General features: G+C 54.1%; 17 protein-coding genes. 1 reads left to right on the top strand and 16 read right to left on the bottom strand.

Features of this window, described 5'->3' with window-relative positions; all coding sequences use genetic code 11:
• Positions 1–21 precede the first annotated feature (21 nt).
• From SCD_RS01895 to napF, 5 genes are all read right to left on the bottom strand, one after another.
• Positions 22–1,299, bottom strand: a complete 1,278-nt coding sequence (locus SCD_RS01895) for an NAD(P)/FAD-dependent oxidoreductase (protein ID WP_009206824.1) — start codon at positions 1,297–1,299, stop codon at positions 22–24.
• An 18-nt stretch (positions 1,300–1,317) separates the two neighbouring features.
• The gene (locus SCD_RS01890; RefSeq protein ID WP_009206825.1) at positions 1,318–1,893 is read right to left on the bottom strand and encodes a c-type cytochrome; all 576 of its coding nucleotides are present in this window, start codon (positions 1,891–1,893) and stop codon (positions 1,318–1,320) included.
• A gap of 484 nt (positions 1,894–2,377) precedes the next feature.
• Entirely contained in the window at positions 2,378–2,845 is a 468-nt protein-coding gene (locus SCD_RS01885) for a nitrate reductase cytochrome c-type subunit (protein WP_009206826.1), read from the bottom strand.
• Positions 2,846–2,954: 109 nt separating this feature from the next.
• Positions 2,955–5,480, bottom strand: coding sequence for a nitrate reductase catalytic subunit NapA (napA, locus tag SCD_RS01880; RefSeq protein ID WP_009206827.1), 2,526 nt, complete (start codon positions 5,478–5,480; stop codon positions 2,955–2,957).
• Positions 5,481–5,522: 42 nt separating this feature from the next.
• Positions 5,523–6,029, bottom strand: a complete 507-nt coding sequence (napF, locus tag SCD_RS16025) for a ferredoxin-type protein NapF (protein ID WP_173391744.1) — start codon at positions 6,027–6,029, stop codon at positions 5,523–5,525.
• A gap of 209 nt (positions 6,030–6,238) precedes the next feature.
• Here napF and SCD_RS01870 point away from each other — a divergent pair, with 209 nt between their 5' ends.
• A complete protein-coding gene (locus tag SCD_RS01870; RefSeq protein WP_009206828.1) occupies positions 6,239–6,937 on the top strand; it encodes a Crp/Fnr family transcriptional regulator in 699 nt (232 codons plus the stop codon).
• Here the strand turns inward: SCD_RS01870 and SCD_RS01865 are convergent, their stop codons facing one another.
• The 11 genes from SCD_RS01865 to SCD_RS01815 form a co-directional block, all read right to left on the bottom strand.
• The gene (locus SCD_RS01865; RefSeq protein WP_009206829.1) at positions 6,938–8,449 is read right to left on the bottom strand and encodes a nitrite reductase; all 1,512 of its coding nucleotides are present in this window, start codon (positions 8,447–8,449) and stop codon (positions 6,938–6,940) included.
• Positions 8,442–9,605 carry a heme d1 biosynthesis radical SAM protein NirJ gene (nirJ, locus tag SCD_RS01860; protein ID WP_009206830.1) on the bottom strand — a complete coding sequence of 388 codons (1,164 nt, stop codon included), beginning with the start codon at positions 9,603–9,605 and terminating at the stop codon, positions 8,442–8,444. Before nirJ ends, SCD_RS01865 begins: the two co-directional genes overlap by 8 nt.
• A gap of 2 nt (positions 9,606–9,607) precedes the next feature.
• Positions 9,608–10,099, bottom strand: a complete 492-nt coding sequence (gene ahbB, locus SCD_RS01855) for a siroheme decarboxylase subunit beta (protein WP_009206831.1) — start codon at positions 10,097–10,099, stop codon at positions 9,608–9,610.
• Positions 10,096–10,539: an Lrp/AsnC family transcriptional regulator gene (locus SCD_RS01850; protein ID WP_009206832.1), complete on the bottom strand. Its 444-nt coding sequence runs from the start codon at positions 10,537–10,539 to the stop codon at positions 10,096–10,098. The genes ahbB (SCD_RS01855) and SCD_RS01850 overlap by 4 nt, the downstream gene beginning before the upstream one ends.
• Before the next feature lie 8 nt (positions 10,540–10,547).
• Complete coding sequence (gene ahbB / locus SCD_RS01845; protein WP_009206833.1) at positions 10,548–11,594, bottom strand: siroheme decarboxylase subunit beta; 1,047 nt, start codon at positions 11,592–11,594, stop codon at positions 10,548–10,550.
• 93 nt (positions 11,595–11,687) lie between these two features.
• Positions 11,688–12,863, bottom strand: a complete 1,176-nt coding sequence (locus SCD_RS01840) for a cytochrome D1 domain-containing protein (protein WP_009206834.1) — start codon at positions 12,861–12,863, stop codon at positions 11,688–11,690.
• 1 nt (position 12,864) lies between these two features.
• Positions 12,865–13,119, bottom strand: a complete 255-nt coding sequence (locus tag SCD_RS16670) for a c-type cytochrome (protein WP_009206835.1) — start codon at positions 13,117–13,119, stop codon at positions 12,865–12,867.
• A 103-nt stretch (positions 13,120–13,222) separates the two neighbouring features.
• Positions 13,223–13,564, bottom strand: coding sequence for a cupredoxin domain-containing protein (locus SCD_RS01830; RefSeq protein WP_009206836.1), 342 nt, complete (start codon positions 13,562–13,564; stop codon positions 13,223–13,225).
• Between the two features lie 111 nt (positions 13,565–13,675).
• On the bottom strand, positions 13,676–14,584 hold the full coding sequence (locus SCD_RS01825) for an ethylbenzene dehydrogenase-related protein (protein WP_009206837.1): 909 nt from the start codon (positions 14,582–14,584) through the stop codon (positions 13,676–13,678).
• 191 nt (positions 14,585–14,775) lie between these two features.
• Positions 14,776–15,363 carry a NapC/NirT family cytochrome c gene (locus SCD_RS01820; RefSeq protein WP_009206838.1) on the bottom strand — a complete coding sequence of 196 codons (588 nt, stop codon included), beginning with the start codon at positions 15,361–15,363 and terminating at the stop codon, positions 14,776–14,778.
• 171 nt (positions 15,364–15,534) lie between these two features.
• Positions 15,535–16,158 (bottom strand): c-type cytochrome, encoded by a 624-nt coding sequence (locus SCD_RS01815; RefSeq protein ID WP_161626920.1) that lies wholly within the window; start codon positions 16,156–16,158, stop codon positions 15,535–15,537.
• Between the last annotated feature and the right edge of the window lie 39 nt (positions 16,159–16,197).

The raw sequence follows: 16,197 nt of genomic DNA, 5'->3' as shown, positions 1-16,197 counted from the left end.
TGCATTTTGCTGCAGTGCAGATCAGGAAGACATCTCATGCAAGATGTTCTTGATCCAGCTTCGAGCGTAAATCGCCTCGAGCTCCGACAAGTCCGGCGAAACACCGCCGGAATTCGCCACGGCAATGGTCTTGCCTTCCGCCACCTTGTACACAGCCGCAACCGAAATTGCCTCATTCTCGGTAACGTAGCTGTAGCATACGTTGGTATGGGATGGATCGATCAAATCCTGGCCGTTCATCAGTTGCACGATATTGGTCGCACACACCTTGGCCTGGGAGTTGGCCGAGTAGCCAGACTTCGGCATGGCACCTGCCATGCAGGAGTCGCCGATAATGTGCACATCCTTGGCAAGGGTCGATTCGAAGCTTAGCTGGTTGACCGGGCACCATTTTTTGTCCTCGCCCACCACACCGGCCTTGTGAGCGATCATACCGGCCTTCTGAGGCGGCACCAGATTGACCAGGTCACCCTTGATTTCTTCCACCCCAGTGTCGACGCTACGCTTCTTGTTATCAACCTTGGTAACCTTGTTACCTGGCCGGTAGTCGATCATACCCTCATAGTGCTTGGCCCAGGCTTTCTTGAACAGCGGGCCCTTGGACACGATATCCGGATTGGCATCGAGCACGATGATTTTGGCGGTCGGATTGTGGTTTTTCAGGTGCCAGGCCATCATGCTGATCCGCTCGTATGGTCCGGGCGGACAGCGGAACGGGGTCACCGGGATCGACATCACCACCGTACCGCCTTTGGGCAGGTCTACCAGCTGCTTGCGCAACAGCAGGGTCTGCTCACCAGCTTTCCAGGCATGGGGGATTACTTTGGGGGTAGCCACCGGATCGTAACCCTCGATTTCCTCGAAGCGGAAATCGATACCGGGAGAGAGAACCAGACGGTCATAACTGATTGTACCGCCGGACACTACGACTTTCTTGGCGGAAGTGTCGACAGCGGTGACTTCGTCGTAAACCACCTTGATGCCATTGTTGGCAGCCAGATTTTCGTAGGTGATGGTATTGTCCTTGATATCGCGGAAACCCCCGATGACGGTGTTGCTGAACGGGCAGGACACAAACTTCTTGTCGCGCTCGATCATCACCACCTCGATGGAGGGATCATTGATGCGGATATATTTGGCGACAATCGAGCCGCCATAGCCGCCGCCAATCACCACCACGCGGCGCCCTTTTTTCGGCAGCATTTCAGCGGCCGAAGTAATAAAGGGGGCACCCGCCAAGCCCACGCCAGTCGCTGCGCCCAGCAACTTGATAAAACTCCTGCGGTCCATATTCGACATATTCTCTTTCCTCCTGAGTTATTGCTGGCTAGCGTAGAAGTTTACTAAGGCGTCGCGATCATCCTTGCTCAGACCCTCGAATTTTTCCGCCATCTTCTTCGGCATCGCACGCTTCTTCGAAGCAAAATCATCCATGGTAATGTGCAGATACTCGCTCCATTGACCAGCAATCACGCCTCCATCCTCGGACTCACGCCCACCCTCCGTGTGGCATTTCTTGCAATTCTGCTCGTGCAGTTCCTTGCCCTTGGCCACTTTGGCGGCATCCACTTTCTGCGGATAGCGCACGAACTTCTTCTGGCTGAAGAACTCACCCATGGCGTTGAAATCATCGTCAGTGTAGGCCTTGGCCACGCGTCCCATGACGGAACCCGTGCGTTCACCGGACTTGAACTGCTTCATAGCATCCGCAATATATGACGCAGGTTGTCCCGCCAGCGTGGGAATGCTGGGGCCAACAGCCTGGCCGAATTGCCCATGACAAGCGGAACAGGTGTTAGACAGCATTGCGGGGGTGGACGGGGCCGCCCATAGCGACGAGCTAACAGCAAGCCCTCCCGCAAGCAAAACAAATTTGATCAGTTTGCGTTCCATTGCTCCTCCATTTATTAGGTTATTTATTTCCATCGTCACTAACCGCACCTGCGGTGCCTTACTCAGAATTTCAAAACTTCCCTGCCACTCCTGGTTTACAACATCTTGCTACGTAAATTACGTGCCTAAACAAGCTTACCTAACCAAAGGGTTTTAGCAATTAATGTGCCAACACCCATAACCATGATTTGAATAAGAATTTAACGGAATTCACCCAACCGCCCTGACACACTGACATGTCGTGATGACATAATGACATGTCAGTGTGTCAGGGCCACTCGTGGCGCCATTAATATCACAAGCATACCCACCTAACCCAGTATCAATTTTCAACCCCCTCCGGAAAAATGAATTTATCAAATCGGGTACTCTAGATGTAGCGCTTCAGTCAGTAATTGGATTAAGAGAAGGAACCTCCCCATGAAGGGGAGGAGTGCTGTTTATTTATAGCATGCAAAAGTAAAGCACCACACTAGATTTCTCATCAATTCCCGGTTTTTATTGACTGGAAAGTGTTGCTCACCAGAGGTGGTGCATCAGTCTGCGGAACATGGCACTGGTTGCAGTTGTAACGCCCCATCCAGATTTGCGTCAGTTCCTTGCCTTCGCGGTCGCGGTAGTGGCTGTCGCCGATCTTGGGTGCCTGCTCCTCCTTATAGAACGGACGGTCATGGCACTCCAGGCAGCGGTTCACCTTGAAGTCGATACGGTAGCCATCGATCTTATGCGGGATCAGCGGCGGCTGCTGCTCGTAGCTGCGAGCGATCTTTTCCTGCTCACCCGGTGTTTTGCCCTGATATGCCAGCAAAGCCGGGGCTGGGTCCTCCATAGTGATCTGGTTGTGCCGCAGGGCTTGCGGTTTTTCCACGGGTGTAGTCGCGCATGACGCGAAAAATATTGTCGACAATGCCACGGCGGCAAGTGTCATGATCAGCTTATAGCGCGTTGCCATATTAAATTCCTCCTTTGGAGTTTAACTTTCAAAGTCTGCCTCTATTGAGTGCATCATCATGTCTGACGAAGGAGGGACTCAAGTTGCCTGCCACTCCCCCTGCCAAGGATCAAACCTTGACGACCTTGATCGCGCATTTCTTGTAGTCTGTTTCCTTAGAAATTGGGCAGGTTGCATCCAGGGTCAGCTTGTTCACCAAACGGCTTTCGTCAAACCATGGGATAAACACCAAACCGACCGGGGGTTTGTTGCGTCCGCGAGTTTCCACGCGCGTCACCACATCCCCGCGACGGCTGACCACTTTCACCACGTCGCCGCGCTTCAAACCGCGTTTCTTGGCATCATCCGGATGCATGAACACCCACGCGTCCGGGAATGCCTTGTGCAGCTCCGGCACGCGCTGGGTCATGGAACCGGAGTGCCAGTGCTCCAGCACGCGACCGGTAGACAACCACATATCGTATTCTTTGTCCGGAGATTCAGCCGGCGGCTCGTAGGGCAGCGCGAAAATCACCGCCTTACCATCCGGCTTGCCGTAGAACCGGATTCCCTCCCCTTTCTTCACATAGGGGTCATAGCCTTCGCGGAACCGCCACAGCGTTTCCTTGTTGTCCACCACCGGCCAGCGCATGCCACGAGATTTGTGGTATTGCTCGAAATCAGCCAGATCGTGGCCATGCCCACGGCCGAACGAGGCATATTCCTCGAACAGCCCTTTCTGCGCATAGAAACCGAAATGTTCGGATTCAGAGTTGGGATGACCTTTCTGCAGTTCCGATAATGGGAACTTGTTCACCTGGCCATTAGCATATAGCACGTCGAACAGGGTCTTACCTTTGTATTCCGGCATTTTGGCAATAAGATCGGCTGGCCACACATCTTCTACCTTGAAGCGTTTAGAGAACTCCATTACTTGCCACAGATCGGACTTAGCATCGCCTTGCGCCTTCACCTGCTGGCGCCAAAACTGTGTGCGCCGTTCGGCATTGCCATAAGCGCCTTCCTTCTCCATCCACATGGCTGTAGGCAGAATCAGGTCGCCCGCCATAGCCGTCAGTGTCGGATACGGATCGGAAACAACAATGAAGTTGGCCGGGTTGCGGTAGCCGGGATAGGTTTCCTCGTTCATGTTGGCCGCGGCCTGCATGTTGTTGTTGCACTGCACCCAGTAGAAGTTGAGCTTGCCATCCTTGAGCATGCGGTTCTGCAACACGGCGTGGAAACCGGGCTTTTCCGGAATGGTGCCAGCTGGCAGTTTCCATATCTTCTCGGCGATCTCGCGGTGCTTGGGATCCATCACCACCAAATCAGCGGGCAGGCGGTGGGAGAAAGTGCCCACCTCGCGAGCGGTACCGCAAGCGGAAGGCTGGCCGGTCAGGGAGAACGGACCGTTGCCCGGTTCTGAAATCTTGCCGACCAGCAGGTGCACGTTATAGATCATGTTGTTGACCCAGGTGCCGCGGGTGTGCTGATTGAAACCCATGGTCCAGTAGGACACCACCTTGCGCTTGGGATCAGCATACAGCTTGGCCAGCACCTCAAGCTTGTCCTTGGGCACGCCCGAGATCTCATGAGCTTTATCCAGGGTATACTCGGAAACGAACTTCTTGAACTCGTCGAAGGTAATTGGCGACGCAGCATTAGGGTCGCCCTTGGGCTTGCCATCGGCTCCCGGGTAACCGTTGTTGGTTGCAGCCTGTTCGAGCGGGTGGTTGGGGCGCAGACCATAACCAATATTGGTTGCGCCCTTGGCGAAATTGACATGGTTCTTGACGAACTCCTCGTTCACCGCACCGTTCAGAATGATGTAATTGGCGATGTAATTGAGGATGGCCAGATCGCTCTGGGGATTGAAAATCAACTCTATATCCGCCAGCTCGCAACTGCGGTGGGTAAAAGTAGAAAGCACCGCAACCTTGACATCCTTACCAGTCAAGCGCCGGTCGGTCAGACGCGACCACAGGATCGGGTGCATCTCGGCCATGTTGGAGCCCCACAATACGAAGGCATCGGCGTGTTCCAGGTCATCATAGCAGCCCATCGGCTCGTCGATACCGAAGGTGCGCATGAAGCCGGTCACGGCGGACGCCATGCAGTGGCGGGCATTAGGGTCGATATTGTTAGAGCGGAAACCGGCCTTGTACAACTTGGAGGCAGCATAACCTTCCCAAACAGTCCATTGACCGGAACCGAACATTCCCACCGCAGTCGGGCCCTTGGCCTTGAGCGTGGCTTTACATTTCTCGGCCATGACATCGAATGCCTGATCCCAGGAAATTGGTGAGAACTCGCCATTCTTGTCGAATTTTCCATCTTTCATGCGCAACATCGGCGAAGTCAGACGATCCTTGCCGTACATGATCTTGGACAGGAAATAGCCCTTGATGCAGTTGAGGCCCCGGTTCACCGGCGCATCCGGGTCACCCTGGGTCGCCACCACACGGCCGTCTTTGGTGCCCACCAGCACGCCACAACCAGTACCGCAGAAGCGGCATACACCCTTGTCCCATTTAACCCCGGCATCGCCACCGGCGGCCGCCAGCGCCTCTTTCACTCCCGGCACCGTCACACCGGCCGCAACAGCCGTCGCGGCCACTGCACTGGTCTTGATAAACTCCCGTCGCGTCAACTTCATTTCAGGCCTCCTCGCAAAAAAACATAATTCTCTAAAAATCGATCAAGCAGCTGCTTCCACAAGAATCTCACCAATCGTTATGACGGAAACCGGGCATGGCCCATAACACGCCCCACAACCGGTGCAGGCTACGGAATCAACTTCGGGCCGGGCAACAACCCCAACAGAAATTCTGAAGCGAATGGCGCCAATCGGGCAGACCTCGCCGCAGGTACGGCACACCACCTGCTTCAGGGCCAAACAGGATGGAGCGATAATAGCTTTCAATAACCAGGGTGCATCATCAGCCCGCTTGTTCAAGGCCCCGCTTTTGCATTTCCCTGCGCAATCACCGCAAAACGTGCACTCGCCTTTGGAAAAATTCACTTGTGGGAAACCGCCCCGGCCCGTTTCCAGGATTTTCTCGGGGCAAGCCCCGACGCAGTCACCACACCGGGTGCATGCCTCCACAAAATCCAGTTCGGCCATCGCCCAGGGTGGACGAATTATTTGCTTAGACCCTCTGAAATTTCCGCGGATAAATTGAGCGCGGCTAATGCCGTTTGTCACAGAGCGAATTCCCACTTCAATATCGTGGAAATAAGATTGCGCGGAAACGACATACCCAGCCTTGACATAGATCAAATATATCGAGACGTTTTCAAATTAAATTTTATGGGCGCGCAAACAGCATAAAATTGCATTCCTCTATGTAAATAGGTAGTATTTTCTGTTGCTTAACCTATAACAAAACCGACCAACTCCCGAGAGGAAATGATTTGAGCACCAAGGTTCATGCAATCCTGGCCAATCTCCCCCTGTTCAAGCAAATGGAACCGGAAGAAATCGACCGGATCGCGAAAAACACCAGGGAATTGCACGCTACGCGCGGGGAAATAGTATTTCAGCGAGGCGATCCGTCACACGGCTTTTACGTCGTGGTTCACGGCCAGTTGAAACTAGCGTTCTCATCGCCGCAGGGCGTGGAAAAGGTGGTGCACCTGGTTGGTCCCGGCAAAACCTTCGGGGAAGCGGTGATGTTCATGGGTATGCCCTATCCAGTCTATGCTCAGGCGCTCGCCGACTCACTTCTGCTGCATATTTCCAGAACAGCTGTATTCGATGGAATTGAACGCGACCCGATCTTCTGCCGCAAGATGCTGGCCGGGCTTAGCAGCAGACTGCACAGTCTGATCGGCGACGTTGAAGGTTACAGCTTACGCTCCTGCACCCAGCGGATAATCGGCTACCTGTTGCAACATGACTGTGACAATGCCGATAGCTGCAATGATCTTCACATCAACCTGACCGCCAGCAAAACCGTGATCGCATCACGCCTCAACATTTCGCCGGAAACCTTTTCCCGCGTCCTGCACGAACTTTCCAACGCTGGATTGATCAGCGTCAAAGGCAAGGATGTCGCCATCCTCGATTTGAAAAAACTACGCGATTATGGTGATTACGGCCAGCAGCAGTAGCTAATGACTGGTCCCCTCCGAGCGGGTGATCTTGTTGTAGACGTTATATTTGCCGGAAGGCTTGTTCATCGGCAACCGCTTGATCTCCTTGAGGGTGGCTGCATCGTAGATCACCAGTGCCCCATCGTTTTCCCATATGCTCACTAATGCATATTTGCCATCCCGCGTGAACTCGACGTGTGCTGCAGTTTTGCCGGGTGCCGGGCGAAGAATCCGAACCACTTCCAGAGTGTTCTTATCGATGATGTGCATGGCATCTCGGCTCGCAGGATTGCTACTGTTAAAACCGTCGGTCCAAGCGTAGGGTGTATTTTCGTGGCTACGCATGAAGAAGCCCGGCCCCAGCGTCTTGATCTGCTTCACGGTCTGCCAGGTATTCATGTCGATCACACTTACCACTGGCTCTTTCAGGTTGGGCGTGGCCATCACAGGCCTGCCCTGATATTCCCAGGTGATGCCTGATCCAAGGTGCGGCATGCCAGGCAGATCAATCTCCGCTACCTTCCGGCCAGAGTCAAGATCGATCACTTGTCCTTTCTGCCCACCACGCGTCGCGCCAATCAAGTGTCGATAGGACTGGTCGAAAAAGAAATCATCAAGATAATCTTCCACCTGAATGCGGCGTATCGGAAAATCTTTGGACGTATAGGAGATTTCCCATACTTCTTTGACATCCTTGAGTGCGGCAACAAAGCTGCCTCGCGGCTCGGCCTGGTACACCGCGGAAATGCGCGAACTTATGCCATTTTTATCCTGGGCGGGAATCACCTTGATCAGCGTCAAATCCTCCGCATCCAGCAACACCAGGGAATGCGGCAGGTAGTTACCCACCAGTACCGTCTTGCCGTCGCCGGATACGGCGAGGTTGCGGGTGTTGATACCAGCGCGCACTTCCGCCACCATTTTCAGATTGTAGATGTCGAACTTGCTGATCCAGCCATCACGCGAGGCAAAGTAGACGAAGCGCCCATCCGGGCTGAACTTCGGACCGCCATGTAAGGCAAAGCGGGTCTGAAAACGATAGATCGGCTCAAATTTATCCCCATCCAGGATGGTTGCATGGTGGTCGCCCACTTCCACCACAACGAACAAATTTAACGGGTCTGCCTCAAACACTGGCTTTCCCGGCAGACTCCCAGAGGGTACATGCTGGAGGTGCGAGGTGATGATCTCGTCTGCACCCCACACCGGCGCCTTGGCTAACGGCTGGTAGATAAAATCCACCAACACCTGAATTTCGTCCTTGGAAAGTTTGTCGGAAAAACCCAGCATCTGCGAAGCATTGCGTCCCTCAGCGATGGTTTTAAAAGCCTCCGGGCGGCGCAGTCGCGCCAGGTTTTCCGGCAGCAATGCCGGTCCGATTCCCCCCAACCGATCACTGCCGTGACAGGAAACACAATGCTCACCATAAATTTTCTGCACGTCGGGCGCAGCATGGGCTGCCAACGGCATCAATATCGATAAGAAAACAAAACATTTAACCGCGAAGCGGTAAATCGGGGCCTTATTCATTTACTAGACATCCTTCACTGAGGCCGATTTCCTCATCATCAAGATAGCAGGCCGGATCTTCTGCCCACGGGTCACCACTCACCTGCCAGGCGCGCACCCGGGTATTGCCGCCGCAAATGTCGAAGTGCTTACACTCGCCACAGCGTCCGCCAACCTTGCGCGGGCGAGCCTTTAAGCCAGCCATGATCGGATCGGAAGTATCCATCCAGATTTCCGAGAACGGCCTTTCGAGCACATTGCCGAGATTGTAGTTCCACCACATGGTGTCGGGGTGGACATTACCGAGATTGTCGATATTGGCGACATTCACCCCGGACGAATTCCCCCCCCACTGCACCAGTTTGGCTCGAATATGATCTTCGAGATGAGGAAAATTCTGCCGCACCCAGAACAGCAGATAAGCCCCGTCGGCGTCGTTATTGCCGGTGACGAATTCCTTGTGTTGGCCTTCCTGCTGATAACGCCAGCAGGTATCGAACAGCAGATCCATCGCCGATCGGGTAGCCTGGTGGAATACGTCATGCTTGCGGTTCGTGTTGCCCCGCCCAGCATAATTGAGGTGCGACAGGTAAAACTTGTCCAGATCTTCTTCTTCCATCAATCGCAGCAGGCCCGGCAAATCGTGTGCATTATCCTGGGTCAGGGTAAAACGGATGCCCACCTTGATGCCACGCGTCTTGCACAGACGAATGCCATGCATGGACGCATCGTAGGCCCCTTCCATGCGGCGGAACTTGTCGTGAGTTTCCTGAATGCCGTCCAGGCTGACACCGACGTAATCGAATCCAACAGCGGCAATGCGGTCGATATTGCTTTCGTCAATCAGGGTTCCATTACTCGACAGGCCGACATAAAAACCCATCGCCTTGGCACGGTGGGCGATTTCGAAGATATCTGGTCGCAGCAGAGGCTCTCCGCCGGACAGGATCAGAACCGGAACGCGAAAGCGCTTGAGATCATCCATCACGGTGTAAACAGCGTCGGTAGACAACTCGCCGGGGAAGTCCTTGTCCGCCGAAATGGAGTAGCAGTGCTTGCAGGTGAGGTTGCAGCGCCGAATCAAATTCCAGATCACCACCGGTCCGGGCGGGTTGCGCTTGGGCCCGAGCGAGGTGGGATGAGCGATTTCCTGCATGAATTGGGAAATACGAAACATGGTCAACCCCCGATGCGCAACCCGGTTTTTTTCAGGATGCGCGTACTGTAAAGAATCTCATGGCCGCGATCGGCCTCACCCAGCAGTTCGGCGATTTGATGTACTTGCGCCTCCACTTCGGGCTTGTCGTGGCCATGTACCATGGCAAAAAAATTGTAGGGCCACTCCGGCAGATGGCGTGGCCTCTGGTAACAATGGCTGACGAAATCCAGCGCCCCGACCCGTACACCGAGTTCATCAACCTTCTCATCCGGCACATCCCACACCGTCATTCCGTTCGCCTTGTAGCCCAATGCGTAATGATTAGGCACAGCCCCGATGCGGCGGATCATGCCAGTTTCGAGCATGCGGCGCATGCGAGCCATCACCTCTTCAGGGGAAACGCTCACCAGCCGGGCAACCGCAAGATAGGGCTGCGGTTCGAGAAGCAGGCCGGACTGAGTGGCAAGAATGATCTGCCGGTCAATCTCGTCGATCGGGGATTCCAAGTTCATGCCTTAAGCTGCAATCCAACAAAATATTCCTTGATCTTCGGCATATCGTAGACCGCATACCCGGTTTCTCGTTCAATCCTTTTCAATGCCTCCGCATGGGCCTGCGGTGTCTCGGTAGCAAGCACGAACCACATGCTGAGAATGTGGTCACGTGCGTAATTGTGCGCAACCTCCGGCATCGCGTTGACGATTCCCACTACTCGTTCAAAGTCTTCAGCAGGGATTTTCATCGCCGCCAAGCTCAGGCTTCCGCCCATGCGCTCGGCGTGGTACATCGGGCCAAAGCGGGATAAAACTTTATTTTCCAGAAGACTGGCTATGCGTGCAATTAGTTCCTGCTCGGCAATATTGAACCTCGCCGCGACCTCGGCAAAGGGGTGTTCGCTGATCGGGAATCCGCCCTGCAAGTCATTGATAATCGCCCGATCCAGCTCATCCATCGACAAACTCAACCCCCGCTGACCGCACTGAGCTGGGCAGGGTAGGCAGTTTCTTGTCCGTTGACCACATAGCGGGCACCGCACTGCTTAAAACGACGCTGGCTGAACAGCACTTCGTGGGGAACATCATGGAGGCCGCATTGTTCCTCCAGTTGCGCGACCAGACTCAACACTTCGTCACGGTCCCGGCCATGAATCATGCAGAACAGGTTATAGCGCCAGGCAGGCAGGCGCCGTGGCCGTTGGTAGCACAGGGTGACGAAATCGAATTTGCCGATGCAATGTCCCAACGCGCTAACCAGATCATCCGTGATGTCCCATACCACCATTGCATTGGCACGATAGCCGAGTTCGTGGTGACGCACTACCACCCCTATGCGCTTGATTACGCCCTGATCCTGAAGCTGTGCCAAGCCGGCGATCACTTCGCTTTCAGAAAGGCCGATACTCTCGCCTATCTTGGCAAAGGGGCGCGACACCAGCAGCAGTCCCTGCTGAACCGCCCCAATCAGAGCGGTTTCAGACGGCTGTGGTACCGCTGTAGCAACTGTATGCCGCAGCATATCCCTGCTCGGCGCGCGACGATTTCCTGTGCGGCGCCCCTCATGAGGTTGCACCAGATCAAAACCCAGGTCGATATGGTAGTCCTCAATCATCGGCAAATGCAGCACCGGGCAGCCGGTACGATGTTCGATCTCGGCCAATACCTCGCGCACCCGCGTCTCATCGGTGGCGGCAACAACAAACCACAGATTGTAATGATGCTCGCGTTCGTAATTATGATTTACCTCGGCGTAGCTGCTGATCAACCGCGCCGCTTCTTCGAGTTCGCCAGCGGGAACCGCGATTGCGGCAAGGGAGCTGGCGCCTATGCTGTGCGGCCGGAATACCGCCCCGACCCGGCTTACCGCGCCGCGCTCCTGAAGCTGTGCAAGCGTTTCCAGCACCAGGGCTTCGCTCACACCCAGACGTCCAGCAATCACGCCAAAAGGCGCCGGCACCAGCGGAAAATCGCGCTGGTAATCATTGAGAAGATGGAGCTCGAGATCAGTCATTTGGGTTTTACAGTCCACATTGGTAGACGTAGTTTGCATCAGGCGTTCGGTGCGAACCTTGCTCTAAGTCAAGTTACCGATCATTTTCTGCTATCACAATCCTGTCCGGTGAGCTCGTGGCGTAAAGAAAATGCCGCTAGGCTTATCCACAGGCAATTCGCTCACCTTTTCGAACGTTTCAGTGTCGTAAATTTCCACCCGGTCTTCGTCGCGCACCGAAATCCATATCTGTTCTCCTCTGGGCGTGAACTCCATGTGCAGCACCCCTTTCCCGGGCTGCAACGTTTTCACTATAGTGCGGCTTGGCACGTCAATCACCTGGACCACCTCATTGTGAGGAAATGCATAATTTACCCATACCTGTCGATTGTCAGGCCGAGCCACCACGAACACTGGCTGTCCATGAACAGAAATACGGCCCACTTCTTTCCAGCTACCCTGATCGATGACCAGCACCTCGTGCCGCCCCACTGCCGGCACCAACAATTCGTTCCCGGTCGCCGCCCAGCCCTCCAAATGCGGCATCTTGTACACCGGCAGCTTCTGCTCACCCTTGCCGTAGCCGTCCAGCACCCGCTTCACACCTGCCTTCAGATCCCATAAATCCAGCAGCGCCAACCCATCCTCGCCAAACAGCCCGGCCAGATAATAGCGACCATCGGCGGTAATCATCGCGTCATAAGGTTCCTTGCCGACATTTTTGAATTTGGTCAACGCGGGTTTGGTCGGCACACGCAGGTCGGCCAGCCAGATTTCACCGGCTTCGAACAGGCTGAACACAAAACGGTTGCCTGGCGCATCCACCAGCCCAATCACCTTGGACGACTTGCCGTTATCATCCAGCGCTGGGATATTGGCCACCAGTTCGAGTGTAACTGCATCGAACACCTTCACGCCACCGGGGGTGTAGTTGGCCACCGCAACCAGCTTGCCGTCCTGAGAAATAGCACCGCCGATGCTGTTGCCTGACTGCATCACACGCTTGACGATGCGCATTTCGAGCAAATCAACCTTGGTCAGGCCGCCATCGCGGCCAAAAATATAAGCATAGCGCTCGTCGCGTGAATAATTGACCGAGGCGTGGGACAGGTCGCCCAGGCCGTCAATTTTCCCCAGCCGAGTACGGCCAGTGGTTTCCACCACCTGTATACTGCCCACGGCACGCTCGATCACCACACCAAGGTCGCCGGTTCCGCGCAGTGGTATGGAAGCACAGCCTTGCAAAAACATCAGCAGGAGAAAAAAAGGCATCACAGTCAGCTTGCTCATTTCAGGGCAGTCCTTTCAACAGGGTGTCTACTATCCAACTGGCTTCGTCTTCGGTCATGAAGGGTGCCCACGGCGGCATTGGTGTGCCGCCGCGCCCATATAGAATGGTTTGCTGCAACGCCTCGGATGATTTACCGCTAAGCGCGTCGGGCGTGAGCGGCAGACCCAGTCCGCCAGTCAGCTTCATGCCATGGCAGGAACCGCAGTCCTGGCGGATCAGATTGAGCAATTCCGCGCGACGTGCGGGTGCAGGCACGTTAACGCTACCACTACTTGCCGGATCGGCCCAAGTTGACTCTGGGTAAATAAAGAGAAGAAGCGTCAGCAGCCCGATCCAGCAAGCTCGCCTGGCTCTAAATTCATTCCCCAACTTCCACCACCCCGGTCATTTCCGGATGTGGGCCGCACCGGTAAGGGTAAGTGCCCGGATTGTCGAATGTGCGCTGCCAGGACTCTCCGGGGAAAAAGCGCTCGGACTCAGGATAACCCTCCTTCTCGAAAAAGACGGAATGGTTGTTGCGTCTTTCATTGTTGACCCACTTGACCGTGGTGCCGGGCTTGATTTTGACTTGCTGTGGCTCGAACTTCATTTTCTCGATGCTGATCTCTACCACTTCCCCGGCATTGGCCAGAGAGACCGATACCAAAGCAACAGCAAGAGATTTTGATATGGTGAACGCTATGCTCTTCATCGTCATCATTCACTACCTCATCTTTAAACAGGGATGACCGCGCAAAGCTAGCGGAGTTCCACCTTAACTTAGCCAGAAGGTGAATGAAAGCGGGAACCTCCGCCCCAAGGTCATAATAACTTATTGTTTTACCACATTAATCCCGGCTTTCGGGTTGTCCAGCGCCAGCGTGTAACCGAAGGATACATAATGGTACCGGCCAGCAGTATGGTCGTCATGAATAGCGAAACCAAAATTGTATTCTTTGCCGGGTTGCAGCGCCACATCTCCCGCACCACCGCTAAGCTTGCGAGTGAAACTTACCGTCCAAGTATCACCCTTCAGTTCACCTTTGGCTTCTTGCAGGGCCTTACCACCTTCCATCACGCGCTTATCTGCGATGTAGCCGTCAGCCATTTCGCCCTTGCCACTTCTGAACTGAAAAATATCGAAGAACTTGCCAGCAGCCACATCGCCGCCAGTGACGTATTTCGTTTTCTTGTCGTCCTTAACACCTGGCATGGTTCGCGCATCGGTATGGCAGGTCGCCCAGCAGCCGCCGGTTGAATCGTAGTCAACCTTGCCAATTTCTTCCAGCATCACTGCCAGCTTGACAGGATTGTCGGCATCCATCTTGTTACCGCTATCGAATCCGGTATTCTTCCAGGTAAAACGCAGATACAGATTGTTGGTGTCGTGGGAGGCTTGAACATTCACGGGAATGCTTCCCGGTTTCCCTTTGATGGGATTCGGTTCGAGCGCCGTATTTTTGGATTTTTCCCCAGAAAGGATTTTCGTGCCGATCTCAGCCGACTCGTTCATCCCGGTTTTCTCGTCTACATGACAGCCAGTGCACGGCTCACCCTTTTTGACAGCCTTAGCACCACCGTGCTCGGTACCCGTCAAAATCCATTCCATGCCCGAACTGCCCGGGTAGAACACCATGATTTTCTTGCCAGGGGCTTGGCTCGCATCGGCAGCGAATACATTTCCAGCGGCACCCACCATAACCAAGCCTAATGCAGACACAGCAATCAGAGATCTTTTCATCGCTTTTCCTTTTTAAGGGATGATTTAATAACCATCGAATGAGAAACAAACAAAAACGCTAAATTTTGCCCTACAGAAAACCTCGGGGAGCACGAGCTCCCCGAGTATCATCAATCATGAGACGTCGTCCGGGCATATCCCCTTCAAACATTTCTACCGTTGGCGCATTTGAATCAGACCCGATGCAATACTTATTCCTCCGCACCTTTGGGCAAGTGATGGGCAATACCCTTATGGCAGTCTATACAAGTCTTGCCAGAGCCGGGTTCTGCGGCCTGAGCATGCCTCTTCTTGGCGGTCTTGTCTTGCACTTCCATATTCATCGCTGCATAGCTGTGACAGTTACGGCATTCACGCGAATCCGAATTCTTCATACGCGCCCATTCGTGCTTCGCTAATTCCAGCCGCTTGGCCTCGAATTTTTCCTTGGTATCAATACTGCCCGTCAGCTTACCCCACACTTCCCCGCTCGCCTGAATCTTGCGCTGCATCTTGTGAATCCAGTCCCTGGGCACGTGGCAATCGGAACAGACTGCGCGCACGCCGGTGCGATTCGAGGCATGGATGGTTGTTTTGTATTCCTGATAAACGGTATTCTTCATCTCGTGGCAGGAAAGACAAAACTCGAGCGTGTTGGTCGCCTCCATGGCGGTGTTGAAACCACCCCAGAAAATGATACCCGCGACGAACCCTCCGCCTAGCAGCGTCAACAACGAATAACGGGCGCTAGGGCTACGCAGCGCCGCCCACCAGCCTTTACCAGAATTTTGTGCCGACATACCAAACCCTTTAATTTAGTGCCACAGCCGCATTTAACCAGCTGAAATGCTGCATTCCTGAACACGCCCTAAGGCACCATTCTCAAATTATCAACAGCTCAATTTTTCTCGGATAAAACTTGGGAAGCTTGCGCCTCCCAAGCGTCATCGATCAAACCAACGTCATGCATATCACTTGAAACTGGCGTAGTAGTTGAGGACTGCCTGGATTCCAGCCTTATCCAGCTCTTCCATCTTCGGCTTCATCTTTTTGGAGATGGGCCGCTTACCCTCATTGAAGAATTTGAATTGCTCCTCAAGGTAAGCCGTCTTCTGGCCCGCAAGGATACCTTGGTCGTCACTGGCAACACTACCGCCTTCAGAGTGGCATTTTTCGCAAAGCCTGTCATGGAGTTCCTTGCCTTTCTTGGCCAAGGCCGCATCAAATTTCTGCGGAGTGCGCACAAATTTCTGCTCGGCAAAAGATTCGGCGATTTCTTTGATATCGGCATCACTCAGATCCTTGACCGCCTGACACATATCGGACTTCGTGCCTTTCTTGGCGCCGCCAGGAATCTTGGTCTCAGGGCAAGGACGTGCCTTGGTCTTGTAAAGCTTCAAGGCATCGGTCATATATGCTGTGGAATAGCCACCGATATTCGGGATAGCCGCCTCGGTATTGGCGCCGCCCTTGCCATGGCAGCCGACGCAGCTCTCGGTCAGCTTGCCTGCATCTGCGCCGGCACCTGTTGCAACAGAAAGGCCGAACAGGGCACTAACCGCCAAAAACGTGTATCTAGAATAGTGTTTCATCATGATCATCCCAATATTATTAAATAATAATACTCTTTGAGT

Source organism: Sulfuricella denitrificans skB26, assembly GCF_000297055.2.
Lineage (GTDB): Bacteria > Pseudomonadota > Gammaproteobacteria > Burkholderiales > Sulfuricellaceae > Sulfuricella > Sulfuricella denitrificans.
Note: the sequence above shows the minus strand (reverse complement) of the source record. Positions and strands in the feature narration are given on the sequence as shown.